Raw genomic sequence first — 20,140 nt, 5'->3', positions numbered from 1 at the left:
GGAGCCTGTCGATGCCGCAACGTCCCAACTTTCTGGTGATTCTGGCCGATGACCTCGGTTTCTCCGACATCGGCGCGTTCGGCGGCGAAATCGCCACGCCAAACCTCGATGCCCTGGCCAACAATGGCCTGCGCCTGACCGATTTTCACACTGCGCCGACCTGCTCGCCGACCCGCTCGATGCTGCTCACCGGCACCGACCACCACATCGCCGGCATCGGCACCATGGCCGAAGCACTGACTCCGGAGCTGATCGGCAAACCGGGTTACGAGGGTTACCTCAACGATCGGGTCGTCGCGCTGCCGGAGTTGCTGCGCGAAGCGGGTTACCAGACCTTGATGAGCGGCAAATGGCACCTGGGCCTGACCGCCGAACTGGCGCCCCACGCCCGTGGTTTCGAGCGTTCATTCTCGCTGCTGCCCGGCGCGGCGAACCACTACGGCTTCGAACCGACCTACGATGAACACACACCCGGCCTGCTGAAATCCACCCCGGCGCTGTACATCGAGGACGACACGTTCATCGACGAATTGCCCAAGGATTTCTATTCCTCCGACGCCTTCGGCGACAAGCTGTTGCAGTACCTCAAGGAGCGCGATCAGAGCCGACCGTTCTTCGCCTACCTGCCGTTTTCCGCGCCGCACTGGCCGTTGCAGGCGCCCGCCGACATCGTCGAAAAATACCGTGGCCGCTACGACGCGGGCCCCGAAGTCTTGCGCCTCGATCGTCTGGAAAAACTCAAGTCGCTGGGGCTGATCGAGCCGGACATCGAACCGCACCCGCTAATCCAGCTGACCGCGCAATGGGCAGCGCTGAGCGATGAACAAAAACGCATTTCCGCCCGGGCGATGGAAGTCTACGCCGCGATGGTCGAGCGCATGGACTGGAACATCGGCCGCGTCGTCGACTACCTGCGTCAGCAGGGCCAGCTCGACAACACCTTCATCCTGTTCATGTCCGACAACGGTGCCGAAGGTGCGCTGTTGGAAGCCTTTCCGAAATTCGGTCCGGAGCTGATGACGTATCTGAGCCAGCATTACGACAACAGCCTCGACAACATCGGCCGCGCCAATTCCTATGTCTGGTACGGGCCGAACTGGGCGCAGGTGGCGACCGCGCCGTCACGCCTGTTCAAGGCGTTCACCACCGAGGGCGGCATTCGCGTTCCGGCGCTGCTGCACTATCCGCAACTGCCGCTGAAAGGACAGATCAGCCATGGTTTCGGCACGGTGATGGACATCACGCCGACCATCCTCGATCTGGCCGGCGTGCGCCATCCGGGCAAGCAATGGCACGGCAAACCGGTGGCGCCGTTGCGCGGGAAATCGTGGCTTGGCTTTTTGTCCGGCGAGACAGCGCAGGTGCATGACGAACACACCGTCACCGGTTGGGAATTGTTCGGGCGCCGGGCGATTCGGCAGGGACAGTGGAAGGCGGTGTGGATTCCCGGGCCGGTGGGGCCGGCGACCTGGCAGCTTTACGATCTCGGGAGTGATCCGGGGGAGATTCATGACCTGGCGTCGAGTCAGCCGCAGAAGCTTGAAGCGCTGATCGAGCATTGGCAGCGGTATGTGGAGGAGACCGGGGTGATTCTGAGTGAGTCGCCGTTTCAGCCGGATTGAGGGGGGCTGAAATATTGCCATCGCGAGCAGACTCGGTCCCACATTGGATCGTATTCACCATTCAATTGTGGGAGCGAGCCTGCTCGCGATGAGAGCGTTGCAATCACCCATCAAGCCTGAGCTGTACGAGCCTCTTCGGCCGATACCTTCACTTGGCGTACAAACCTGTTCGCCCGCCCGAACGTCCCGAAATCGTTAAACCGAACCCCCATCTCCCGCATCACCTTATGCGCCACCGGCACCGTCAGCTGACGGATGTAAAACGGCTCCTTCACCACAAAATGATGAATCCCGTGACTGCTGCCGAAGTTGAAGCAGAACGCCTGCAACGGCCACAGCCACCAAGGATTCAGCACCTGACATTGCTGCAGCACATTGCCCGGTTCCACATCCCCGTAGTAATGCATGTTGGAGCTGATGAAGTGCAGGCAAAACGTGCGCAACACGTTCGGGCCAATGATCACCACGGCGGCGATGTCGATCACCTGCATCACTGAAAGCGTGGTCGCCGACCATTCAATCGGCGAGCCCATCAGGTAGGCAATCCCGTCGGCGGCATGGAACCCGAGAAACACATACCACGCCCCCCAATGCACCAGCGCCAGCGGCGCGTAGACCTTCAGCGTGCGCTTGATGATGCTGAACTTGTGCGCCCAGGTCCTGGCCCGGAGCATGCGGATGAACGCCGACATCACGTTGTCGCCGACCATCAGCAATCGCGCAAAACCCCATGGCTCGCCGTTGGTGATCGCCCGTTCTTCCATGTCGGTTTCGGTGCCGGACACCTTGTGATGATTGAGGTGCAAATGACGGCGGATCCAAGGGTTGATCGTGCTCGGCCGCGCCAGCCACACCAGGCCCATCATCAGGTTGTGCGGCACGCGCTGTTTGCGGAAATACATGCTGTGGATCAGGTCGTGCTCTAGCTCATGGGTCAGCGAAGCGAAAAACGCGTTGAGCAACAGGCACGCCCACCACGCCATGTGCCCACTGATATACAGCGCCGCCGAACCGATCATTCCGGCCAGGGCAAAGGCGAGAATCCCGGCGCCGAGTGCATCCTGATGCTTGAGAATCGGGTAGCGCTCGCGCAGCTCCACGCCCTTGGCCAGCACCACTTCGCGAATATGCGCTGATCGCTGGGCAGCATTGTGTCGCTGGGGACTTGCAGAAGTACGGTCCATGCTTCCATCCTCTGGTTATTGATGTTCGCATCCTGCCCCGCGCGGACTCCAAACGCGGTAGCCGAGAACGCCAACCTGTTGACCGGAAGCGCCAATCAGCATGAAGGAACCGACTTCTCTCGCCAGCTGGACCCGCGCCCTGCGCAAGCAACTCGACGCGCTGGGGCTGGACAGCACTGCCCTGTGCCGGCAGGCCGGGCTCGATCCGCAACTGATGGACGACCCGAACGCCCGCTATCCGTTGTCCGCCACCACGCGCCTGTGGGAAATCGCGGTGCAGGTCAGCGGCGATCCGGCGATTGGTTTGCGGGTGTCGCGGTTCGTCAGCCCCACGACCTTTCACGCACTGGGCTATGCGTTGGTGGCCAGCGGCAGCCTGCGGGAAGTGTTCGAGCGGATCGTGCGTTATCACCAGGTGGTCAGCGATGCGCTGGAACTGGAGCTGACCCGCACCGAGGACCGCTACCGCTTTCGCCTGAAAATCCCGGCCGGCAATCCGGCGCCCGCCTTCGAAGCCATCGACGCCTTTGCCGCCATCTACGTACGCACCTGCCGCAATCGCCTGGGCCGCGACTACGCGCCACTGGCTGTGTACCTGCGCCGCCCGGAACCGGTCGATGCGCATCAATGGCACAAGGTGTTCCGCTCGCCGGTGCATTTTTCCGCCGAAGAAGACCGGATCGAATTCGCCCTCACCGACTTCGACAGTCACCTCGACGACGCCAACCCGGAACTGGCCGAACACAACGAAGCCGTGCTCAAACGCACCCTCGCCCAGCTCAAACCGCTGACCTGGGAGCGCAAGGTACGCGACGCCATCGAAGAACAACTGCCCGAAGGCGAACCCAGCGCCGAACGCATCGCCCAGGCCCTGCACCTGAGCCTGCGCAGCCTGCAACGGCATCTGGCGGACGAGGGTTGCCGCTTCGACACCCTGCTGAATGAAAGCCGCGAAAACCTCGCGCTGCTGCACCTGCGCGATCCGCAATGCTCGCTGAGCGAGGTCAGTTATCTGTTGGGATTTGCCGATACCAGCAGCTTCAGCCGTGCGTTCAAACGCTGGACGGGGATGACGCCGGGGCAGTTTCGGGATCAGTTGCGCTGAGCGCAAATGGGTCGCTCAACCCTTGGTCAGACTGCGCTCAATCCCGGATTCCCACTGCTCGATCATTGCCGTACCTACCTCGGCGAACGACTGATGGGTTCGGCAATGCTCAAGCATTTCCGCCATCGCCGTCTGCATGCCATGAACAACCTGCTGCAGTAGTTCATTGCACCGGCCTTCAGTGAGATTGCACGCCGTACGGCCGAAGCGCATCAGCGCCTTGTACTTGGGCCATGCCTTCGACCCGCCCAACAGCAAGGCCAGGCTGTCGTTCCTGATGTAAACCGACGTGGTGATGATGTCGTAAGCCGGGGCTAGCCGGATCGAAGCCTGCGCGCCGCAATGGTCATACAGCACACCGAAGTTCTTCAGATGCGCATCGCCGTTTTTCAGTCCCGCTGACAGCGCCACGATCTTGAAAAAAGCTTCCAGCGCCTGACTCAACAGCGCAGGAGAAACAAAGGCTTTGATCTGTCGGGCAGCGCCTTCGTAAGAACCATCGTATTTGGCTCTGGAAGGCCAGCCATTGAGTACGCAAAAGTCCTCGAAACCCAGATAGCCATGCTCAGTCAGGTCAAAACGCTCGACCACCAGAAACTTGCCCTGCTCACTCAATTCAAACTTTGGCACTTCAAGTCCGCTAAGCGCTGCGGCGCGCATGCAGAAGTATTCGTTGGTCGCCAGCTCAGGAAACTCTTCGGGACGGAAGGCTTTGACCAGATGTGTGGAGCCTCGGTGAGTCAGGCGATCAACTGCTGCCGCGCTATCGCGCACCAGCACTTTGGGCTGCACGCCCGAAACCCCGGAGTATTGGCCGTACTTCTGTAGCAAATCTTCGAACAGTCCCTGGGCACCGTCATGCACCAAAAGCTCGGCCAGTGATGTTTCGGGCTGACGCTCGGTTGCCGACTCACTGGTAATCGCCAGCCGTCCCAACTGATGCGGTCCGACGATAGCGAGCAAGGCGAAATCATCAAAACCGCGCACTGCTTTACTGAAGCGTCGAACCAGCTCATCGCGCAGCGCGCCTTCCGGCAGATTCATTTCGAAGACAGGATGAATGCCCCGCTCCCAGCCGTAGCTCTCCAACCGGGTCGGCATTGTCAGCGACACTGCATTCTCGTCGATGGCGTCCTCGCGATAACTGAACACACTGTCCATGCCCGGCTGCCCTCGACCGAGCGTTCCGACCGGGCTATCAGCGACGGTGATGTGCAAGCGATCTGTCGGCTCAGTCATGGAAATTGACCTTCTGCAACGCGTCGAGTGTCGGACGTTGTGCTCTCACGGGAATCGCTGTCAGCTCATAGCCAAAGCCGTTGAGGATCGCCTCGACTTTGCGCAGACCAATTTCAGAAATCGTATTGTTTTCGATACCCGAAATGGTGGCGCGGCTCATGCCGTAACGTTGCGCCAACGCTTGCTGCGAGAGTTTTTGCGCTTTGCGCAGAGTTCTGATCAGTTCGCCCAACTGTTCCATGACACACCAGTGCATTATATGCAGTGCAATAAAGCGTAATTAAAAGTATATGCATCGTATTCGATGCCAATTCAGGGCAAGTCTAGCTCATATAAAACGGCATGTGCGGGTCGATTAGCGACGGGTTACAAATCCAAGCTCAAAAACCGTACCCGTTGCATCACTACTCACCCGCACCCGCCCCCCATGCAACTGCATGATCGACTGCACAATCGCCAGTCCCAATCCGCCGGAGTCTCCCGGCTCCGCGCGGGATGGGTCGACGCGGTAGAAGCGGTCGAACAGTTTGCCCAGATGCTCATCCGCGATCACCGGGCCGAGGTTGTGCACTTGCAGCCAGCACAGGCCTGGCTCATCGCGTCGGCGCAGGCTGATGACCGAACCGGCATCGGCATGGCGCACGGCGTTGGCCAACAGGTTGCCCAAGGCGCGTTGCAGCAGTTGCTGATCCGCCAGCAATTCTCCGCTGAACGTGTTTTCCAGACGGATTTCCCGGTCATCGGCCAGGGCTTCGAAGTAGTCGTACAACTCTTCGCCGATTTGGTGCAGCTCCAGCGTGCGCAGATCGAGCGCGCGTTCAGCCTGCTCTGCGCGAGCGAGAAACATCAGGTTCTCGGCCATGCGCTTGAGCCGTTCGAATTCTTCCATGTTCGACGCCAGCACTTCCTGATACTCGGTGCTGCTACGCGGGTGATTCAGTGCCTGACCATTGCTGGCGAGCAAGGTGTGCAGGGGCGTACGGATTTCGTGGGCGAGGTCGGCGGAAAACTGTGAGAGGCGCTGGAAGCCGTCGTCCAGCCGCCCGAGCATGCCGTTCAGCGCGTGCACCGGTTCCAGCAATTCCGCTGGCGTGCCGGCGGTGGGAACGCGTTGGTCGAGGCTGCGCAGGTCGATGCCGCGCAGTGCTTCACTCAGCTTGCGCAGAGGCCGCAAACCTCGGCGCAACAGCACCAGGCCCAAGGTGAAGGCAAGCAAAGCGCCAAGGCTGACGGCCAGATACAAGCGCAGGCGATAGCTGCCGAGCATCTGCTCGCGCTCGCTCAGAATCTTGCCGGCGATCACGGTCAGCGCTTCACCGTTCGGCCCTTGGGCCTGACCTGACAACAGGGCCAGCTCGACACCGTCCGCCGCCTGCCAGGTCAGCACATCGCGGCGTTGCGGCGGTTGATCCCGGGGGATGGCCTGCACGGGCGGCAGTGCGCGCTGGCGAGGGTTGATCGTGATCACATTCGAGCCGTCCGCGCGTTGCACCAGCAGCAGACTGTCGAGGTTGCCCAGCATGTTCTGGTACAGCCGTGGCCGCGCCTGCAGGGCGTCGAGGCTGTCGCTGTCGGCGAGCAGCGCGCGCACCTGTTCCAGGCGACCGAGTAACGCCATGTCGTCGCGCCAGGCGATTTCCGAGGCCAGCGAGCGATACAGGAACACGCCAATAGCGCTGAGTACCAGCGCACAGACGGCGGCGAACGCCAGGGCCAGGCGCCAGGCGATGGATCTAGCGCGCATCGTCGGGCGCTTCGAGTTGATAGCCGACCCCGCGCACGGTGTGGATCAGTTTCGGCATGTACGGATCATCGACTTTCGAACGCAGTCGACGCACCGCGACTTCGACCATGTTGGTGTCGCTGTCGAAATTCAGGTTCCACACCTGCGAGGCGATCAGCGTGCGCGACAGCACTTCACCCTGACGGCTGGCGAGCAGATGCAGCAGGGCGAATTCCTTGTTGGTCAGGGCGATGCGCTGGCCGCCACGGCTGACCCGGCGGCGCAGCACGTCGATTTCCAGATCGGCGATGTTGTACGACTCGGCTTCACGCAGGGGGCCGCGCCGCAACAACGTGCGCACCCGCGCCAGCAATTCGGCGAAGGCGAACGGCTTGAGCAAATAGTCATCGGCCCCCAGTTCGAGGCCGCGCACGCGGTCTTCGATGGCGTCCTTCGCCGTCAGGAATAGCACCGGCGTGGCGCCGCGCTGGCGAATCAGCTGCAGCAGTTGCCACCCGTTGAGGCCCGGCAGCATCACGTCGAGGATGATCAGGTCATATGCCTGCTGCTCAATAAAGTAGCGACCGTCGAGGCCATTCAGCGCCACGTCCACGGCAAAACCCGACTCTCCCAGCCCTTTGGCGATGAAGTTCGCGGTTTTGGCTTCATCTTCTACGACCAGCAAACGCATGGCACACCTCGATTGATCAGAGACACAGGCTAGGCTCCTTCGACCGTGTTGCCCATTACAAACTTGTAATCCGACTGACGAGGTTTCGACGGGGACCGGCGGATAAGGTGGTGGCCTTCGCTTCAGGAGCCTGCCCATGACCGCTAAATACTTGATCGCCAGCCTGGCAATCAGCTTCGGCACCGCCGCAATCGCCGCGCCTGAGCTGCCCCATCACGCCGACCTCGATCTGAAAACCGCACGGCTGCTGGCCGACGCGGCACTGGAAAACTGCACCGGCACGGTATCGGTGCTCGACCGTGGCGGCAACCTGCTGGTGACCCTGCGCGGCGACGGTGTCGGCCCGCACAACACCGCCGCCAGCCAACGCAAGGCCTACACCGCGCTATCGACGAAAACCCCGACCCGATTGTTTGCCGAGCGCGCCCGCAACAACCCGGAAACCGCCAACCTCAACACCCTCGATGAGTTGCTGTTGCTCGGCGGTGGCATCCCTTTGTTTGCCGGGAAAGAACTGGTCGGCGCCATGGGCGTGGCCGGTTCCGGCGGTGGCGAACAGGACGAAACCTGCGCAATCAAGGCCGCCGAAATCGTCGGCCTGTCCATCAACCGTACTTGAACCGAGGAGCATCACCATGACCCCACTGCGCATGACTTTCACCGCGCTTGGATTGAGCGCCTTTTCGAGCCTGGCGCTGGCCGCCGGCAACCCGCTGAGCGTACACGTACTCAATCTGGAAAACGGCCTGCCGTCACCGGGTATCAACGTGACGCTGGAACGTCATGTCGGCCAGGACTGGCAGCCGCTGGCGCAGGGCACCACCAATGAACAGGGACGGATCGCCGAACTGTTCCCGGCGAACAAGCCGTTCGAGGCCGGTGAGTATCGGGTGGTGTTCAAGACTGGCGAGTACTTCGAGAAGGCGAAGCACGAGACGTTTTTTCCGGAGATTCCGGTGATCTTTAAAGTGAAGCAGACGGACCAGCACTATCACATTCCGTTGCTGCTCAGCCCTTATGGCTTCTCGACGTATCGCGGTTCGTAAAAACAACATCGCTCCCACAGGGAAACCCGTGTTCTTCAGAGGGTCGCCAGCGCGCGCAATCGCACAGCGTCGAGGATTTCGATCTCGCCATAACTCAAGCCGATAATCCCCTGCCCCTGCAACTCCTTGAGGATCTGGTTGGTGGTCTGCCGCGACAGCGACAGCATCGACGCCAACTGCTCCTGAGGCAGTTGCAGCACGCGGCGCGGCGGGTCCAGTTCGCCATAGCCCTCGGCGATCATCAGCAAACGATGAGCCAGACGTGCCGGGGCCGGCAGCAGGCTCAACTGTTCGAGGTTGATGAAGGTCAGGCGCAGTTTGTGGCTCATCAACAACGCCAGATGTCGCCAGTAGACGGGGCGCTCATCGAGCAGTTGCAGCAGTGTGGCCTGGGGAATGTTCAGCAGCGTGCAGGGCCCGACCGCGTAGGCATCGTGGGTGCGCGGCTGGCCGTCGAACAGGCAGATTTCGCCGAACCAGTGCGGCGCCTCCACCAGACTCAGCAACGCCTCCTTGCCCTGCTCGCTGACCGCGCCGATGCGTACCGCGCCGTCGAGCACCGCGTACAGCCCGCACGGCGCATCGCCGCGCTGGAACAGCCGCTGCCCCGTCGTCAGCCGCCGCTCCCGGGCCGCCGCCAGCAGACTATCCTGAAAGGACGAGGGCAGATGACTGAACCATTGCCCGGTCAGCAGGCGCTCGCGCCAGACCTTATCCATGCGTTCTCCGAAAGATTGTCGCCTGCCTGACAGAGCGAGCCGTGAACCCGGGGCATGATTCGATCACCCTACAGGAGGAACAACAATGAAAAGCCTCGTCGATCATTTGAGTCAATACGCCGCTTACCACCGTGACCCGCGCAACATCGCCAGCCACTTTATCGGGATTCCGCTGATTGTGGTGGCGGTGGCCGTGCTGTTGTCGCGGCCGGAATGGTCGGTGGGCAGTTTGTGGATTTCCCCGGCGGTGATTGCCGCCCTTGCTTCGGCGTGGTTTTACCTGCGCCTGGAACTGAAGCTCGGGGTGTTGATGACCGTGTTGATGGGGTTGTCGGTCTGGGCCGGGCATGTATTGGCGCAGCAGAGCACCATGGTCTGGCTCAGCAGCGGTCTGGCGATGTTTGTGATTGGCTGGGTGATCCAGTTTGTCGGGCACCACTATGAAGGGCGCAAACCGGCGTTTGTCGATGACGTGAGCGGGTTGATTGTCGGGCCGCTGTTTGTGGTGGCCGAACTGGCGTTCCTGCTCGGGATGCGGCATGAACTGAAAGAGCAGATCGAGGCGCGGGCGGGTGTGGTGCGGGTCAATCCGAATCGTGCGGCCGTCTGAACCACTGCCCGGCTCGCTCGTTCCCACGCTCTGCGTGGGAATGCATCCCGTGACGCTCCGCGTCATAGTGGACGCTCCGCGTCCATAGCGGTGTTCCCACGCAGAGCGTGGGAACGAGCGAGATCAAAGGCTGGCGACTTTCTGCCAGACCTTCGGCTTGAAGAACAACGTCTCCCCCTTGGCCAACCCGGTCAGGCTGTCGTGGTCTTTCACCACTTCCGCCTCGATCAGATCAGCCTGCCCCTCAACCTTCAACGTCACCCGCGTGGTCGCGCCCAGCGGCCGGATATCGCGGACTTCAGCGGCGTGGTGATCCTCCAGCTCATGCCGCGACAGCGACACTTCGTGCGGGCGGAACAGCACGTGATTGTCATCGCCCAGATGCAGACGGTTCGAATCGCCGAGGAAGTGATAGACGAAATCGCTGGCCGGGTTTTCGTAGACGTCGCCCGGTGAGCCGATCTGCTCGATCACACCCTTGTTCATCACCACGATGCGGTCGGCCACTTCCATCGCCTCTTCCTGGTCGTGGGTCACGAACACCGACGTCAGGTTGATGTCTTCGTGCAGGCGCGCCAGCCAGCGGCGCAGCTCTTTACGCACCTTGGCATCGAGGGCGCCGAACGGCTCATCGAGCAGCAGCACTTTCGGCTCTACCGCCAGGGCGCGGGCCAGCGCGATACGCTGACGCTGGCCGCCGGACAGTTGCTCCGGATAACGATCCGAAAGCCAGTCCAATTGCACCATGTTCAGCAGCTCGTGAACCTTGGTCGCGATCTGGCTTTCGTTCGGGCGCTGGTTTTTTGGTTTCATGCGCAGGCCGAACGCGACGTTGTCGAACACCGTCATGTGGCGGAACAGGGCGTAGTGCTGGAACACGAAACCGACGTTGCGATCCCGTACGTCGTGACCGGACACATCTTCGCCGTGGAACACGATGTTGCCGTTATCCGGGGTTTCCAGACCGGCAATGATGCGCAGCAGGGTGGTCTTGCCGCAGCCGGACGGGCCGAGCAGCGCCACCAGTTCACCGCTGTGGATGTCCAGGCTGATGTTGTCCAGCGCCTTGAACGCATTGAAATTCTTGCTGACGTTACGCACTTCGATCGACATGAATTATTCCTCCGCGGCGCTGGCGCGCAGGCGGTTGATACGGTTTTCGCTCCACTGCTTGAGCAGCAGGATGAAGAGCGCCAGGATCAGCAACAGGCTCGCCACAGCGAACGCGGCCACGTGGTTGTATTCGTTGTAGAGGATCTCGACGTGCAGCGGCAAGGTGTTGGTCACCCCGCGAATGTGCCCGGAGACCACCGACACCGCACCGAACTCACCCATGGCCCGCGCGGTACACAGCACCACGCCATAGATCAGGCCCCATTTGATGTTGGGGACGGTCACGTGCCAGAACATCTGCCAGCCATTGGCGCCGAGCAGGCGCGCGGCTTCCTCTTCCTGAGTGCCTTGTTCCTGCATCAGCGGGATCAGCTCACGGGCCACGAACGGCACGGTGACGAAGATCGTCGCCAGCACGATGCCCGGCAGGGCGAAGACGATCTGGATGTCGTGATCCTGCAGCCACGGCCCGAACAGGCCCTGGGCACCGAACATCAACACGTAGACCAGACCCGCGATCACCGGCGACACCGAGAACGGCAGGTCGATCAGCGTCACCAGCATGCTCTTGCCACGGAACGAGTATTTGCTCACGCACCACGCAGCGCTGACACCGAACACCAGGTTCAGCGGCACCGAAATCAGCACCGCGATCACGGTGAGTTTCAGCGCCGACAAGGCATCCGGTTCAAAGATCGCCGTGAAGAACGCGCCGAGACCGTTCTTCAATCCCTGCGACACCACGATGAACAGCGGCAGCAGCAGAAACAGGAAGAAAATCAGCCAGCCGAGGCCGATCAGGATTCTGCGCGAAGTGGCGCTGCCACGGCGGGCGGCGTTGGCCGAGGAAGCGGCCGCAATAGACGATTGGGACATGGTTCGCGCCTCCTTATGGGGTTTCGATGCGCCGCTGCAGCAAGTTGATCAGCAGCAACAGGACGAAGGAAACCACCAGCATCAACACGCCGATGGAGGTAGCGCCGGTGTAATCGTACTGGTCGAGCTTGACCATGATCAGCAGCGGCAGGATCTCGGTTTTCATCGGCATGTTGCCGGCGATGAATATCACCGAACCGTACTCGCCGACGCCCCGGGCGAACGCCAGGGCGAAACCGGTCAGCCAGGCCGGCAACAGCGCCGGCAGCAGAATGTGGCGGAACACCTGCAACGGTTTGGCACCGAGGCACGCGGCCGCTTCTTCGACTTCACGGGGGATGTCGGCCAGCACCGGCTGCACCGTGCGCACCACGAACGGCAGGGTCACGAAGGTCAGCGCCAGGGTGATCCCGAGCGGGGTGTAGGCGATCTTGAAACCGAGGTCGGCGGCGAACTGCCCGACCAGCCCGGTCGGCGTGTACAGCGCCGTCAGCGCAATACCGGCCACCGCGGTCGGCAGGGCGAACGGCAGATCGATCATCGCGTCGATCACCTTGCGTCCCGGGAACGTGTAGCGCACCAGCACCCACGCCAGCAACGTGCCGATGATGCCGTTGATGATCGCGGCGCACAGTGCGGTGCCGAAGCTCAGCTTCAATGCGGCGAGAACGCGGGGCGCGGAGATGATCGTCCAGAACTGATCCCAGGTGAGTTGGGCGGCGTGGACGAACATCGCCGCCAGCGGGATAAGCACAATCAGGCTGAGGTACACCAAGGTGTAGCCCAGCGTCAGCCCGAAGCCGGGTATGACGGGGGAGATACGACGCGACATAAAAGTCCTTGGTTAAAAACGCATCAATGTGGGAGCGGGCTTGCTCGCGAATGGGCCCTATCATTCANAGCCCGCTCCCACATGGTTTCGTGCCTGAGCATCAGGCTCGTTTCATTTGAGATTACTGCGCCTGATAGATCTGGTCGAACACGCCTCCGTCGTTGAAGAATTTCGGCTGCGCGGTTTTCCAGCCGCCGAAGTCCTTGTCGATGGTCACCAGCTCCAGTTTCGGGAACTGCTGGGCGTACTTGGCAGCCACGTCCTTGTCACGCGGGCGATAGAAGTTCTTCGCCGCGATTTCCTGACCGGCCGGGCTGTACAGGTGCTTGAGGTAGGCTTCGGCGATCTGCTCGTTGCCCTTCTTCTCGGCGTTCTTGTCGACCACAGCCACTGGTGGTTCGGCGAGGATCGACAGCGAAGGCACGACGATGTCGAACTTGTCCTTGCCGCCGTCTTCTTTCAGCGCCAGGAAGGCTTCGTTTTCCCAGGCCAGCAACACGTCACCCTGACCGTTGTTGACGAAGGTGATGGTCGAGCCACGGGCGCCGGTGTCCAGAACCGGTACGTGTTTGAACAGGGTTTGTACGTATTCCTTGGCTTTCGCTTCGTTGCCGCCGTTGGCTTTCAGGCCGTAGGCCCACGCCGCGAGGAAGTTCCAGCGTGCACCGCCGGAGGTTTTCGGGTTCGGGGTGATCACCGAGACGTCATTCTTGATCAGATCGCCCCAGTCCTTGATGCCTTTCGGGTTGCCCTTGCGCACCAGGAACACGATGGTCGAGGTGTAAGGAGTGCTGGCGTCCGGCAGACGCTTCTGCCAGTCGGCCGGCAGGGTCTTGCCGAGCTTGGCGATTTCATCGATGTCGCCGGCCAGGGCCAGGGTCACGACGTCGGCGCGCAGACCGTCGATCACCGCACGGCCCTGCTTGCCCGAACCGCCGTGGGATTGCTGGATTTTCACGGTGTCGCCGGCGTGCTCCGACTGCCAATACTTCACGAACTCGGCGTTGTAATCCTGATACAGCTCGCGCGTCGGGTCATACGACACGTTGAGCAGTTCGTAATCCTTGGCAACCGCGGAACCGGCAAACACAGTACTGGCCAGGGCGGCCAAAGCGTAACGGCGAATCGACGACATGGTGAAAGCTCCTGGAATTCTTGGTGGTGGCTTTTTCTTATGGATTGCGAAAATCGGGTTGCCTGTAAAGATCACCGCCTGCGCCCACTCTTGCATTGATCCCCGGCAAGAGCGGGCGCAGGCTGGAATCTTTTCTGGATTCAGCTCGGTTTGTTGCCCGGTTGCTGCAAGCGGAATTTCTCTTTGCGTTCGATCTGGACCACCTGGGCGTTATGCACAGTGATTTCCACCGCGCCGAAACGCAGGTCGCGCAAGGCGCTCTGGATTTCACGCAGGATGGTGCTTTCGTCCTGACCGTCAACGCTACGCAGGGATGCGCTCATGGTGCTGCTCCTTTGTATGGGATATGCCTGGCAGTGGGCGGCACTGCGTTCGGCGTGGGAGCAATATAAGAGAGGCGCGGATATTCTTAAAAAGACTATTTAAGAATGTTTATATAACTGGAAAACATTATGTGATGCAGCAAGGGTTTGCGGCGGATTTGCCCGCAGGCAAACCCGCCGTACGCCGTCATCAACCGATCAAGGGCGCCCGGTTCCAGTCGATTTGCGCTTCCGGAACCGGTCGCCCAAACCAGTAGCCCTGCCCCAGATCACAGGCCTGCTCCAGCAGGAACGCGGCCTGTTCCACCTGCTCGATGCCCTCGGCATGCACCTGCATGCCCATGCTGCGGGCCAGGGCGATGATCACCCGGACGATCGCCGCATCGTCCTCGTCCCACGGCAGGCCGGCGACGAAACCCTGATCGATCTTGAGCTTCTGCACCGGCAGGCGCTTGAGCCGCAGCAACGACGAATAACCGGTGCCAAAATCATCGATGGCCAGACGAATGCCCAGCTCGCGCAAACGATGCATCTGTTCCAGCGCGACTTCCGGATCGTCCATCACCGCGCTTTCGGTGACTTCCAGCTCAAGATAGGCCGGATCCAGGCCGGTCTCGTGCAGCACCTGCGCCACCTGCTGATACAACTCGCGGCGAGCGAATAACCGCGAGGACACGTTCACCGCAACGAACGACAGCACCACCCCGGCCTGCTGCCATTGGCACATCTGCCGGCAGGCCTGCTGCATGACCCAGGCGTCGATCTCCGAGATCAGCCCGGTGCGCTCGGCAATCGGGATGAACTCCGCCGGCGACACCAGGCCCCGCTGCGGATGCTCCCAGCGCACCAGCGCCTCGACGCCGATCAGGCGACTGGTTTGCAGGTCGTGCACCGGTTGGTAGTAGACCCGCAGTTCCTGCTGCTCCAGCGCGCGGCGCAACTCGAAGGCGATTTCGACCCGCTGCTGGGCGTGAGCCGTGAGCTCTTCGGTGTACAGCGCGTAGCCATTGCGGCCGCTGCTCTTGGCCTTGAACAGCGCCGCATCGGCGTTGCGCAACAGCTGTTCGGCGCTCAGTGCATCGCTGGGAAACAGGCTGATGCCGAGGCTGGCGTTGATGAACAGTTCATGGCCGTCGAGGCAGAACGGCTCCTTGAGCGCATCGAGAATACGCTGAGCCAGCGCTGCCGCCTGTGCCGGCTGTGGACAACTTTCCAGCAGAACCGCGAATTCATCGCCGCCCAGCCGCGCCAGGGTGATGCCCGGCCCGAACAACCCCTGCAAACGCGCGGCGACGGCCTTGAGCAAACGGTCACCGATGGTGTGGCCGAGGCTGTCGTTGATCAGTTTGAAATGGTCCAGATCGATCATCAGCAGCGCGCAGCCGCGCTTGTGGGTCTGCGCCGACGCCAGCGCCTGTTCGGCGCGGTCGCTGAACAGCAGGCGGTTGGGCAGGTCGGTCAGCGGATCGTGGTGGGCCAGGTGCTTGAGTTCGTGCTCGGAATCCTTGATCGCGCTGATGTCGGAAAACACCGCGACGTAATGGCTGAGCCGGTTGTCATCGTCACGAATGACCCGGATCGTCTGCCATTGCGGGTAGATTTCACCGCTCTTGCGCCGGTTCCAGACCTCGCCGCTCCATTCGTCCCGCGCCTGTAAAGAAGCGAACATCGCCTGGTAGAACCCCGGCGGATGGTGCCCGGACTTGAACAGGCTGGGCTGCTGGCCGATGACTTCATCGCGCTGATAACCGGTGATTTCCATGAACGCGCGGTTGACGTGCACGATCAGCCCCTGCCGGTCCGTGACCAGCACGCCTTCGCGGGTGCAATCGAAAACCGCAGCGGCCTGACGCAGGCGTTCGCGATCTGCCTGGCGTTCACGCAATCGGGCGCCGATGCCCAGGCATTCGAACAGCCGCGCCCGGGCCAGGAAGATCAACCCGGCGCTGAGCGCCACGAACAGGTAGCCGTTGATCAGTTGCCAGCGCAGCAACTCGTCAGAGCTATCGAAGAAACTGTTCAATAAATAACCAGTACCTTGCAGCCAGACCACGGCAAGGACCAGGTAAAGCAGCGCTGCACGCAAGGCATCGCGGTAAGTGGCAGACATTCGGCCGTCCATGTCCCTACAAAAATGTCGGGATTATAGGTCAAGAAACATCCAGCCATCTCTTATCTGAAAGGGCGACTGGTTTTATCTGTGTGCTTGGTGATAATGCAACGGCTGTTTTTTCTTTATCGAGGGCCCTATAGCCTATGTGGTACGAAGGTTTTCTTGGCTTGTCGGCCTGGTCGCTGGTCGCCGTCACCCTGGTGATGACCCACGTGACGATCGTTGCCGTCACGGTCTACTTGCACCGCTACTCGGCCCATCGCTCCCTGGAGCTGAATGCCGGCCTGAAGCATTTCTTCCGTTTCTGGCTGTGGCTGACCACGGCGCAGAACACCCGCGAGTGGACCGCCATCCACCGCAAACACCACGCCAAATGCGAAACCGAAGACGACCCGCACAGCCCGGTCGTCAAGGGTCTGTCCACCGTCCTGCGCAAAGGTGCCGAGCTGTACCGCGAAGAAGCGCAGAACCCGGAAACCCTGCGCATCTACGGCAAGAACTGCCCCGAAGACTGGATCGAGCGCAACCTCTACAGCCGCTACCGGCTGCTGGGCGTGGCGATCATGGCCGTCGTCGACCTGCTGCTGTTCGGCACCATCGGCATCACCATCTGGGCGATCCAGATGATGTGGATCCCGGTCTGGGCGGCCGGTGTGGTCAACGGTCTGGGCCATGCCGTCGGCTACCGCAACTTCGAATGCCGCGACGCGGCGACCAATCTGGTGCCGTGGGGCATCCTGATCGGCGGCGAAGAACTGCACAACAACCATCACACCTACCCCAATTCGGCCAAGCTGTCGGTCAAGAAGTGGGAGTTCGACCTCGGCTGGGCGTGGATCCAGGTCTTCAGCTTCCTGCGTCTGGCCAAAGTGCAGCGGGTCGCGCCGATCGCCCACCGCGTCGAAGGCAAGGGCAGCCTGGACATGGACACCGCCATGGCGATCCTCAACAACCGCTTCCAGATCATGGCCCAGTACCGCAAGCTGGTGATCGGGCCGCTGGTCAAGCAGGAACTGGCCAAGGTCGATCATTCGGTACGCCACCAGTTCCACCGGGCCAAACGCCTGCTCTCGCGGGAAACCAGCCTGCTGGAAGATCGCCATCACGCGCGCATCCAGAACATGCTCGAGCACAGCCAGGCGCTGAAGGTAATCTACGAGAAACGTCTGGCCCTGCAGCAGATCTGGGTCAAGACCAGCGCAAATGGCCACGACATGCTCGCCGCCATCAAGGAATGGGTACACGAGGCCGAGGCCAGTGGCATCCAGTCCCTGCGTGAATTCGCCGACCAGTTGAAAACCTACTCGCTGCGCCCTGCCGCCGTCTGATGCCGTTGATCGGTGCGCCCGGTTCCCGGGCGCACCCTTCGGAACTTCACCGTCGATCCCCTATCTCAAAGACACTTCGCCACCCCCGGCGGGTTTTCCCGTGGCCGTTGTCGATTGATCGGCACGCCCTTTGAGATTCGTGTCGATGGTCAACAACAATCAAAAAGACTCATCCCCTCCCCAGTGGCCCGAGGCCGCGCAAACCCTGATGGCATTGATGCACGCCCAGGGCGAAGTCGCTCGGCTCAGCGAACGCGAGCAGCTGTTCAGTTCGCTGCTGGTCAGCGTCAACGCCGTGCTTTGGGCCTTCAACTGGGAAACCCGTCAGGTGTTGTACGTCAGCCCCGCTTACGAGCGGATCTTCGGTCGTTCCGCCGGCCTGTTGCTGGCCGACTACAACCAGTGGCGCGACAGCATCTACCCGGATGATCTGGAATACGCCGAACGCAGCCTCGCCGAAGTGCTGCACAAAGGCGCCGTGGAAGACCGCGAATACCGGATCATCGCCGCCGACGGCCAGGTTCGCTGGGTCAGCGACAAGTGCTTCATCAATCGTCAGGACGAACCGGGGCAACCGGTGATCATCGTCGGCTTCGCCGAAGACATCACCGACAAGAAGCAAATGGAAACCGAGCTGCAACGCTTGGCCACCACCGACGTACTGACCCAGAGCAGCAATCGCCGGCACTTCTTCGAATGTGCCCACCGTGAATTTGAACAAGCCCGCCTGCAAGGCGCGCAAATGGCGTTCCTGCTGCTGGACATCGATGACTTCAAAGTGATCAACGACACCTACGGCCACCCGGAGGGCGACAACGTGCTGCAACGGATTGCCGAATGCGGTCGTGCCTCGTTACGCCGGGGCGACCTGTTCGGGCGGATTGGCGGTGAAGAGTTTGCTGCGGTTTTTCCAGGCTGTGCGCCGGACATGGCGATGCAGGTGGCCGAACGGCTGCAACGGGAAATCCAGCGGCTGAGTTTCAACCATGGTGAACAGACGTTCGGTATCACCGTCAGCCAGGGCCTGACCAGCCTCACCCCGGAAGATGAAAGCCTCGACACCCTGTTCGCCCGCGCAGACGCGGCGATGTACGAGGCCAAGCGCCAGGGCAAGAACCGGATCATTTCCGCCTGATTCAAGAGCGGATGCGCAATCAACCCGCTATTTGCGCATCCGCATCAGCTCCGGCAAGCCGATCTTGAGCAACCGCGCCGTGCGGCTCTTCGCCAGTTCCTCGACGCCTTCATGCTCGGTCAGCCGGGCCATCTGCGCCGCCATGTTCATCACCAGTGCCTCGCGGGAATATACCCCGCCACCGAGCTGGTAGACCGAGGCAATCAGCTCGCGCAACTCCAGCGGCAGGCGCCAGCGAGTACGCAACGCCGAACCATAGGCCGCACCGAATTCCGCCAGCGCATCGCCGACTTCCTCCAGCTCATCCAGTTCGCCGCCAGCCTGCTTCCACTCCTGCAGACAACGCAGCAACGCCAGATCACCGAGGCGATGGAGCATCCCGGCGCAATAGCAGCGCTCCTGATCCAGATCGAGCAACCGCGCCAGCGTGCGGGCGTACTCGGCGGTGTGCAGCGACAGGCCCCAATAGCGCTCGGCGTAGTCGGCCAGACACGGGTCGCTGAGCCGGGCGCTGCGCTTGAGTGCCAAACCAAGGATCAGGTTCATGCTTTGCCCGGTGCCCAGACGATGCAGCGCCTGGGCCAGGGTCTGCACTGGCGCACCGTGGTGCTGGGCGGCGCTGTTGGCGGCGGCGATCAACACGGCGGTGATCTGCGGGTCGGTGCGAATTTCCTCTTCCAGCAGCTTCAGATCCAGGCCGTTGGGATTGAGGCTGCGCTTGACCGCCACCTGCACGTCGGTCATCAGTGGCGCGCCGTCGGCCTGCTCGCGGCGGCGTTCGAGGAACACCGACAATGTCATGCCCGGCGCCAGCGCCGGTACTTGGCAGAACACTTCTTCGCCGGCGTTCAGCAGCAGTCCCTGCAAACGCTCGGTCAGGCTTTCCATGTTCAGGGGTTTGGCAAGATAAGCGGTCGGCGCCAGCGGCAAGGCTTCGCGCACGCTGGCGCTGTCGTTGCGGCTGCTCATCAGAATGAACGGCAGCGGCGGATTGCGTCTGCGCTGGCGCACGCTGCGCAATACGTTCAAGCCATCGACGCCGGGCAACTCCCAGTCGACGATCGCCAGGTCATAGGGCACTTCGCTGAGCAGCGTCATTGCCTCCTGGCCATCGGCGCACAGATCCAGCCGCGCATCGCAGCGCACATTCAGCAACACTTGTTTGAGCAGGTCACGAGACCACGGGTCGGCCTCGGCAATCAGGACTCTCGGTACAGCGGGTAAATCAACGGCCGTCATGCTCGCCCTCCCTTGCAATGCTTGAACCTTAGCCAATGCTGGCGTTTCGGTACAACCTGAAAACCGCACAGGTGTTTCTCCCGGCATGAAAAAACCCGCCGAAGCGG

20 protein-coding genes are annotated in these 20,140 nt (G+C 61.5%); 7 read left to right on the top strand and 13 right to left on the bottom strand.

The window, feature by feature from the left end:
- Nucleotides 1-11: 11 nt before the first annotated feature.
- Nucleotides 12-1,622 carry an arylsulfatase gene (locus tag ACTJK9_RS18920; RefSeq protein ID WP_440815408.1) on the top strand — a complete coding sequence of 537 codons (1,611 nt, stop codon included), beginning with the start codon at nt 12-14 and terminating at the stop codon, nt 1,620-1,622.
- Nucleotides 1,623-1,732: 110 nt separating this feature from the next.
- Here ACTJK9_RS18920 and ACTJK9_RS18915 read toward each other — a convergent pair whose 3' ends face one another.
- A complete protein-coding gene (locus ACTJK9_RS18915; RefSeq protein WP_440815405.1) occupies nt 1,733-2,806 on the bottom strand; it encodes a fatty acid desaturase in 1,074 nt (357 codons plus the stop codon).
- 100 nt (nt 2,807-2,906) lie between these two features.
- On the opposite strand from ACTJK9_RS18915, the gene ACTJK9_RS18910 reads away from it, so the two are divergent.
- On the top strand, nt 2,907-3,911 hold the full coding sequence (locus ACTJK9_RS18910) for an AraC family transcriptional regulator (protein WP_064592655.1): 1,005 nt from the start codon (nt 2,907-2,909) through the stop codon (nt 3,909-3,911).
- 15 nt (nt 3,912-3,926) lie between these two features.
- Here the strand turns inward: ACTJK9_RS18910 and ACTJK9_RS18905 are convergent, their stop codons facing one another.
- From ACTJK9_RS18905 to ACTJK9_RS18890, 4 genes are all read right to left on the bottom strand, one after another.
- A complete protein-coding gene (locus ACTJK9_RS18905) occupies nt 3,927-5,150 on the bottom strand; it encodes a type II toxin-antitoxin system HipA family toxin (RefSeq protein ID WP_085647916.1) in 1,224 nt (407 codons plus the stop codon).
- Nucleotides 5,143-5,391 carry a helix-turn-helix domain-containing protein gene (locus tag ACTJK9_RS18900; RefSeq protein WP_085647915.1) on the bottom strand — a complete coding sequence of 83 codons (249 nt, stop codon included), beginning with the start codon at nt 5,389-5,391 and terminating at the stop codon, nt 5,143-5,145. The genes ACTJK9_RS18905 and ACTJK9_RS18900 overlap by 8 nt, the downstream gene beginning before the upstream one ends.
- A 114-nt stretch (nt 5,392-5,505) precedes the next feature.
- Nucleotides 5,506-6,894, bottom strand: coding sequence for a heavy metal sensor histidine kinase (locus ACTJK9_RS18895; protein ID WP_440815401.1), 1,389 nt, complete (start codon nt 6,892-6,894; stop codon nt 5,506-5,508).
- A complete protein-coding gene (locus ACTJK9_RS18890) occupies nt 6,884-7,564 on the bottom strand; it encodes a heavy metal response regulator transcription factor (RefSeq protein ID WP_085611233.1) in 681 nt (226 codons plus the stop codon). Before ACTJK9_RS18890 ends, ACTJK9_RS18895 begins: the two co-directional genes overlap by 11 nt.
- A 136-nt stretch (nt 7,565-7,700) precedes the next feature.
- On the opposite strand from ACTJK9_RS18890, the gene ACTJK9_RS18885 reads away from it, so the two are divergent.
- Nucleotides 7,701-8,183, top strand: coding sequence for a GlcG/HbpS family heme-binding protein (locus ACTJK9_RS18885; protein WP_085611234.1), 483 nt, complete (start codon nt 7,701-7,703; stop codon nt 8,181-8,183).
- 16 nt (nt 8,184-8,199) lie between these two features.
- Complete coding sequence (gene uraH / locus ACTJK9_RS18880; RefSeq protein WP_064592647.1) at nt 8,200-8,610, top strand: hydroxyisourate hydrolase; 411 nt, start codon at nt 8,200-8,202, stop codon at nt 8,608-8,610.
- Nucleotides 8,611-8,645: 35 nt separating this feature from the next.
- Here uraH and ACTJK9_RS18875 read toward each other — a convergent pair whose 3' ends face one another.
- The gene (locus ACTJK9_RS18875; RefSeq protein WP_064592639.1) at nt 8,646-9,329 is read right to left on the bottom strand and encodes a Crp/Fnr family transcriptional regulator; all 684 of its coding nucleotides are present in this window, start codon (nt 9,327-9,329) and stop codon (nt 8,646-8,648) included.
- Nucleotides 9,330-9,414: 85 nt separating this feature from the next.
- Here ACTJK9_RS18875 and ACTJK9_RS18870 point away from each other — a divergent pair, with 85 nt between their 5' ends.
- Nucleotides 9,415-9,939, top strand: a complete 525-nt coding sequence (locus tag ACTJK9_RS18870) for an Mpo1 family 2-hydroxy fatty acid dioxygenase (RefSeq protein ID WP_440815397.1) — start codon at nt 9,415-9,417, stop codon at nt 9,937-9,939.
- Between the two features lie 123 nt (nt 9,940-10,062).
- Here the strand turns inward: ACTJK9_RS18870 and ACTJK9_RS18865 are convergent, their stop codons facing one another.
- From ACTJK9_RS18865 to dibA, 6 genes are all read right to left on the bottom strand, one after another.
- Nucleotides 10,063-11,052 (bottom strand): sulfate/molybdate ABC transporter ATP-binding protein, encoded by a 990-nt coding sequence (locus ACTJK9_RS18865; protein WP_064592629.1) that lies wholly within the window; start codon nt 11,050-11,052, stop codon nt 10,063-10,065.
- 3 nt (nt 11,053-11,055) lie between these two features.
- Nucleotides 11,056-11,928 (bottom strand): sulfate ABC transporter permease subunit CysW, encoded by an 873-nt coding sequence (cysW, locus tag ACTJK9_RS18860; RefSeq protein ID WP_064361637.1) that lies wholly within the window; start codon nt 11,926-11,928, stop codon nt 11,056-11,058.
- Between the two features lie 13 nt (nt 11,929-11,941).
- A complete protein-coding gene (gene cysT / locus ACTJK9_RS18855) occupies nt 11,942-12,760 on the bottom strand; it encodes a sulfate ABC transporter permease subunit CysT (RefSeq protein ID WP_007952818.1) in 819 nt (272 codons plus the stop codon).
- Between the two features lie 121 nt (nt 12,761-12,881).
- Nucleotides 12,882-13,895, bottom strand: a complete 1,014-nt coding sequence (locus ACTJK9_RS18850) for a sulfate ABC transporter substrate-binding protein (protein ID WP_221398461.1) — start codon at nt 13,893-13,895, stop codon at nt 12,882-12,884.
- A 140-nt stretch (nt 13,896-14,035) separates the two neighbouring features.
- On the bottom strand, nt 14,036-14,218 hold the full coding sequence (gene oscA / locus ACTJK9_RS18845) for a sulfur starvation response protein OscA (RefSeq protein WP_039772974.1): 183 nt from the start codon (nt 14,216-14,218) through the stop codon (nt 14,036-14,038).
- Between the two features lie 190 nt (nt 14,219-14,408).
- Nucleotides 14,409-16,328, bottom strand: a complete 1,920-nt coding sequence (gene dibA / locus ACTJK9_RS18840) for a phosphodiesterase DibA (protein WP_440815390.1) — start codon at nt 16,326-16,328, stop codon at nt 14,409-14,411.
- Between the two features lie 146 nt (nt 16,329-16,474).
- On the opposite strand from dibA, the gene desA reads away from it, so the two are divergent.
- Both desA and ACTJK9_RS18830 read left to right on the top strand, forming a co-directional pair.
- Nucleotides 16,475-17,659 carry a delta-9 fatty acid desaturase DesA gene (gene desA, locus ACTJK9_RS18835; protein ID WP_115076129.1) on the top strand — a complete coding sequence of 395 codons (1,185 nt, stop codon included), beginning with the start codon at nt 16,475-16,477 and terminating at the stop codon, nt 17,657-17,659.
- A 145-nt stretch (nt 17,660-17,804) separates the two neighbouring features.
- Complete coding sequence (locus tag ACTJK9_RS18830) at nt 17,805-18,794, top strand: GGDEF domain-containing protein (protein ID WP_085613312.1); 990 nt, start codon at nt 17,805-17,807, stop codon at nt 18,792-18,794.
- A 27-nt stretch (nt 18,795-18,821) separates the two neighbouring features.
- Here the strand turns inward: ACTJK9_RS18830 and ACTJK9_RS18825 are convergent, their stop codons facing one another.
- The gene (locus ACTJK9_RS18825) at nt 18,822-20,033 is read right to left on the bottom strand and encodes a response regulator (protein WP_134334004.1); all 1,212 of its coding nucleotides are present in this window, start codon (nt 20,031-20,033) and stop codon (nt 18,822-18,824) included.
- Nucleotides 20,034-20,140: the final 107 nt, after the last annotated feature.

It is taken from the genome of Pseudomonas sp. 22082, from assembly GCF_052046055.1.
Taxonomy (GTDB): Bacteria; Pseudomonadota; Gammaproteobacteria; order Pseudomonadales; family Pseudomonadaceae; genus Aquipseudomonas; species Aquipseudomonas pharyngis.
The sequence above is the reverse complement of the archived record's forward strand: the minus strand, read 5'-3'. Positions and strand labels throughout refer to the sequence as shown.

Excerpts from the sequence above, each read along its gene's own strand:
- ACTJK9_RS18920 (WP_440815408.1), top strand. The coding sequence starts at position 12 with ATGCCGCAACGTCCCAACTTTCTGGTGATTCTGGCCGATGACCTCGGT.
- ACTJK9_RS18915 (WP_440815405.1), bottom strand. The coding sequence starts at position 2,806 with ATGGACCGTACTTCTGCAAGTCCCCAGCGACACAATGCTGCCCAGCGA.
- ACTJK9_RS18910 (WP_064592655.1), top strand. The coding sequence starts at position 2,907 with ATGAAGGAACCGACTTCTCTCGCCAGCTGGACCCGCGCCCTGCGCAAG.
- ACTJK9_RS18905 (WP_085647916.1), bottom strand. The coding sequence starts at position 5,150 with ATGACTGAGCCGACAGATCGCTTGCACATCACCGTCGCTGATAGCCCG.
- ACTJK9_RS18900 (WP_085647915.1), bottom strand. The coding sequence starts at position 5,391 with ATGGAACAGTTGGGCGAACTGATCAGAACTCTGCGCAAAGCGCAAAAA.
- ACTJK9_RS18895 (WP_440815401.1), bottom strand. The coding sequence starts at position 6,894 with ATGCGCGCTAGATCCATCGCCTGGCGCCTGGCCCTGGCGTTCGCCGCC.
- ACTJK9_RS18890 (WP_085611233.1), bottom strand. The coding sequence starts at position 7,564 with ATGCGTTTGCTGGTCGTAGAAGATGAAGCCAAAACCGCGAACTTCATC.
- ACTJK9_RS18885 (WP_085611234.1), top strand. The coding sequence starts at position 7,701 with ATGACCGCTAAATACTTGATCGCCAGCCTGGCAATCAGCTTCGGCACC.
- uraH (WP_064592647.1), top strand. The coding sequence starts at position 8,200 with ATGACCCCACTGCGCATGACTTTCACCGCGCTTGGATTGAGCGCCTTT.
- ACTJK9_RS18875 (WP_064592639.1), bottom strand. The coding sequence starts at position 9,329 with ATGGATAAGGTCTGGCGCGAGCGCCTGCTGACCGGGCAATGGTTCAGT.
- ACTJK9_RS18870 (WP_440815397.1), top strand. The coding sequence starts at position 9,415 with ATGAAAAGCCTCGTCGATCATTTGAGTCAATACGCCGCTTACCACCGT.
- ACTJK9_RS18865 (WP_064592629.1), bottom strand. The coding sequence starts at position 11,052 with ATGTCGATCGAAGTGCGTAACGTCAGCAAGAATTTCAATGCGTTCAAG.
- cysW (WP_064361637.1), bottom strand. The coding sequence starts at position 11,928 with ATGTCCCAATCGTCTATTGCGGCCGCTTCCTCGGCCAACGCCGCCCGC.
- cysT (WP_007952818.1), bottom strand. The coding sequence starts at position 12,760 with ATGTCGCGTCGTATCTCCCCCGTCATACCCGGCTTCGGGCTGACGCTG.
- ACTJK9_RS18850 (WP_221398461.1), bottom strand. The coding sequence starts at position 13,895 with ATGTCGTCGATTCGCCGTTACGCTTTGGCCGCCCTGGCCAGTACTGTG.
- oscA (WP_039772974.1), bottom strand. The coding sequence starts at position 14,218 with ATGAGCGCATCCCTGCGTAGCGTTGACGGTCAGGACGAAAGCACCATC.
- dibA (WP_440815390.1), bottom strand. The coding sequence starts at position 16,328 with ATGTCTGCCACTTACCGCGATGCCTTGCGTGCAGCGCTGCTTTACCTG.
- desA (WP_115076129.1), top strand. The coding sequence starts at position 16,475 with ATGTGGTACGAAGGTTTTCTTGGCTTGTCGGCCTGGTCGCTGGTCGCC.
- ACTJK9_RS18830 (WP_085613312.1), top strand. The coding sequence starts at position 17,805 with ATGGTCAACAACAATCAAAAAGACTCATCCCCTCCCCAGTGGCCCGAG.
- ACTJK9_RS18825 (WP_134334004.1), bottom strand. The coding sequence starts at position 20,033 with ATGACGGCCGTTGATTTACCCGCTGTACCGAGAGTCCTGATTGCCGAG.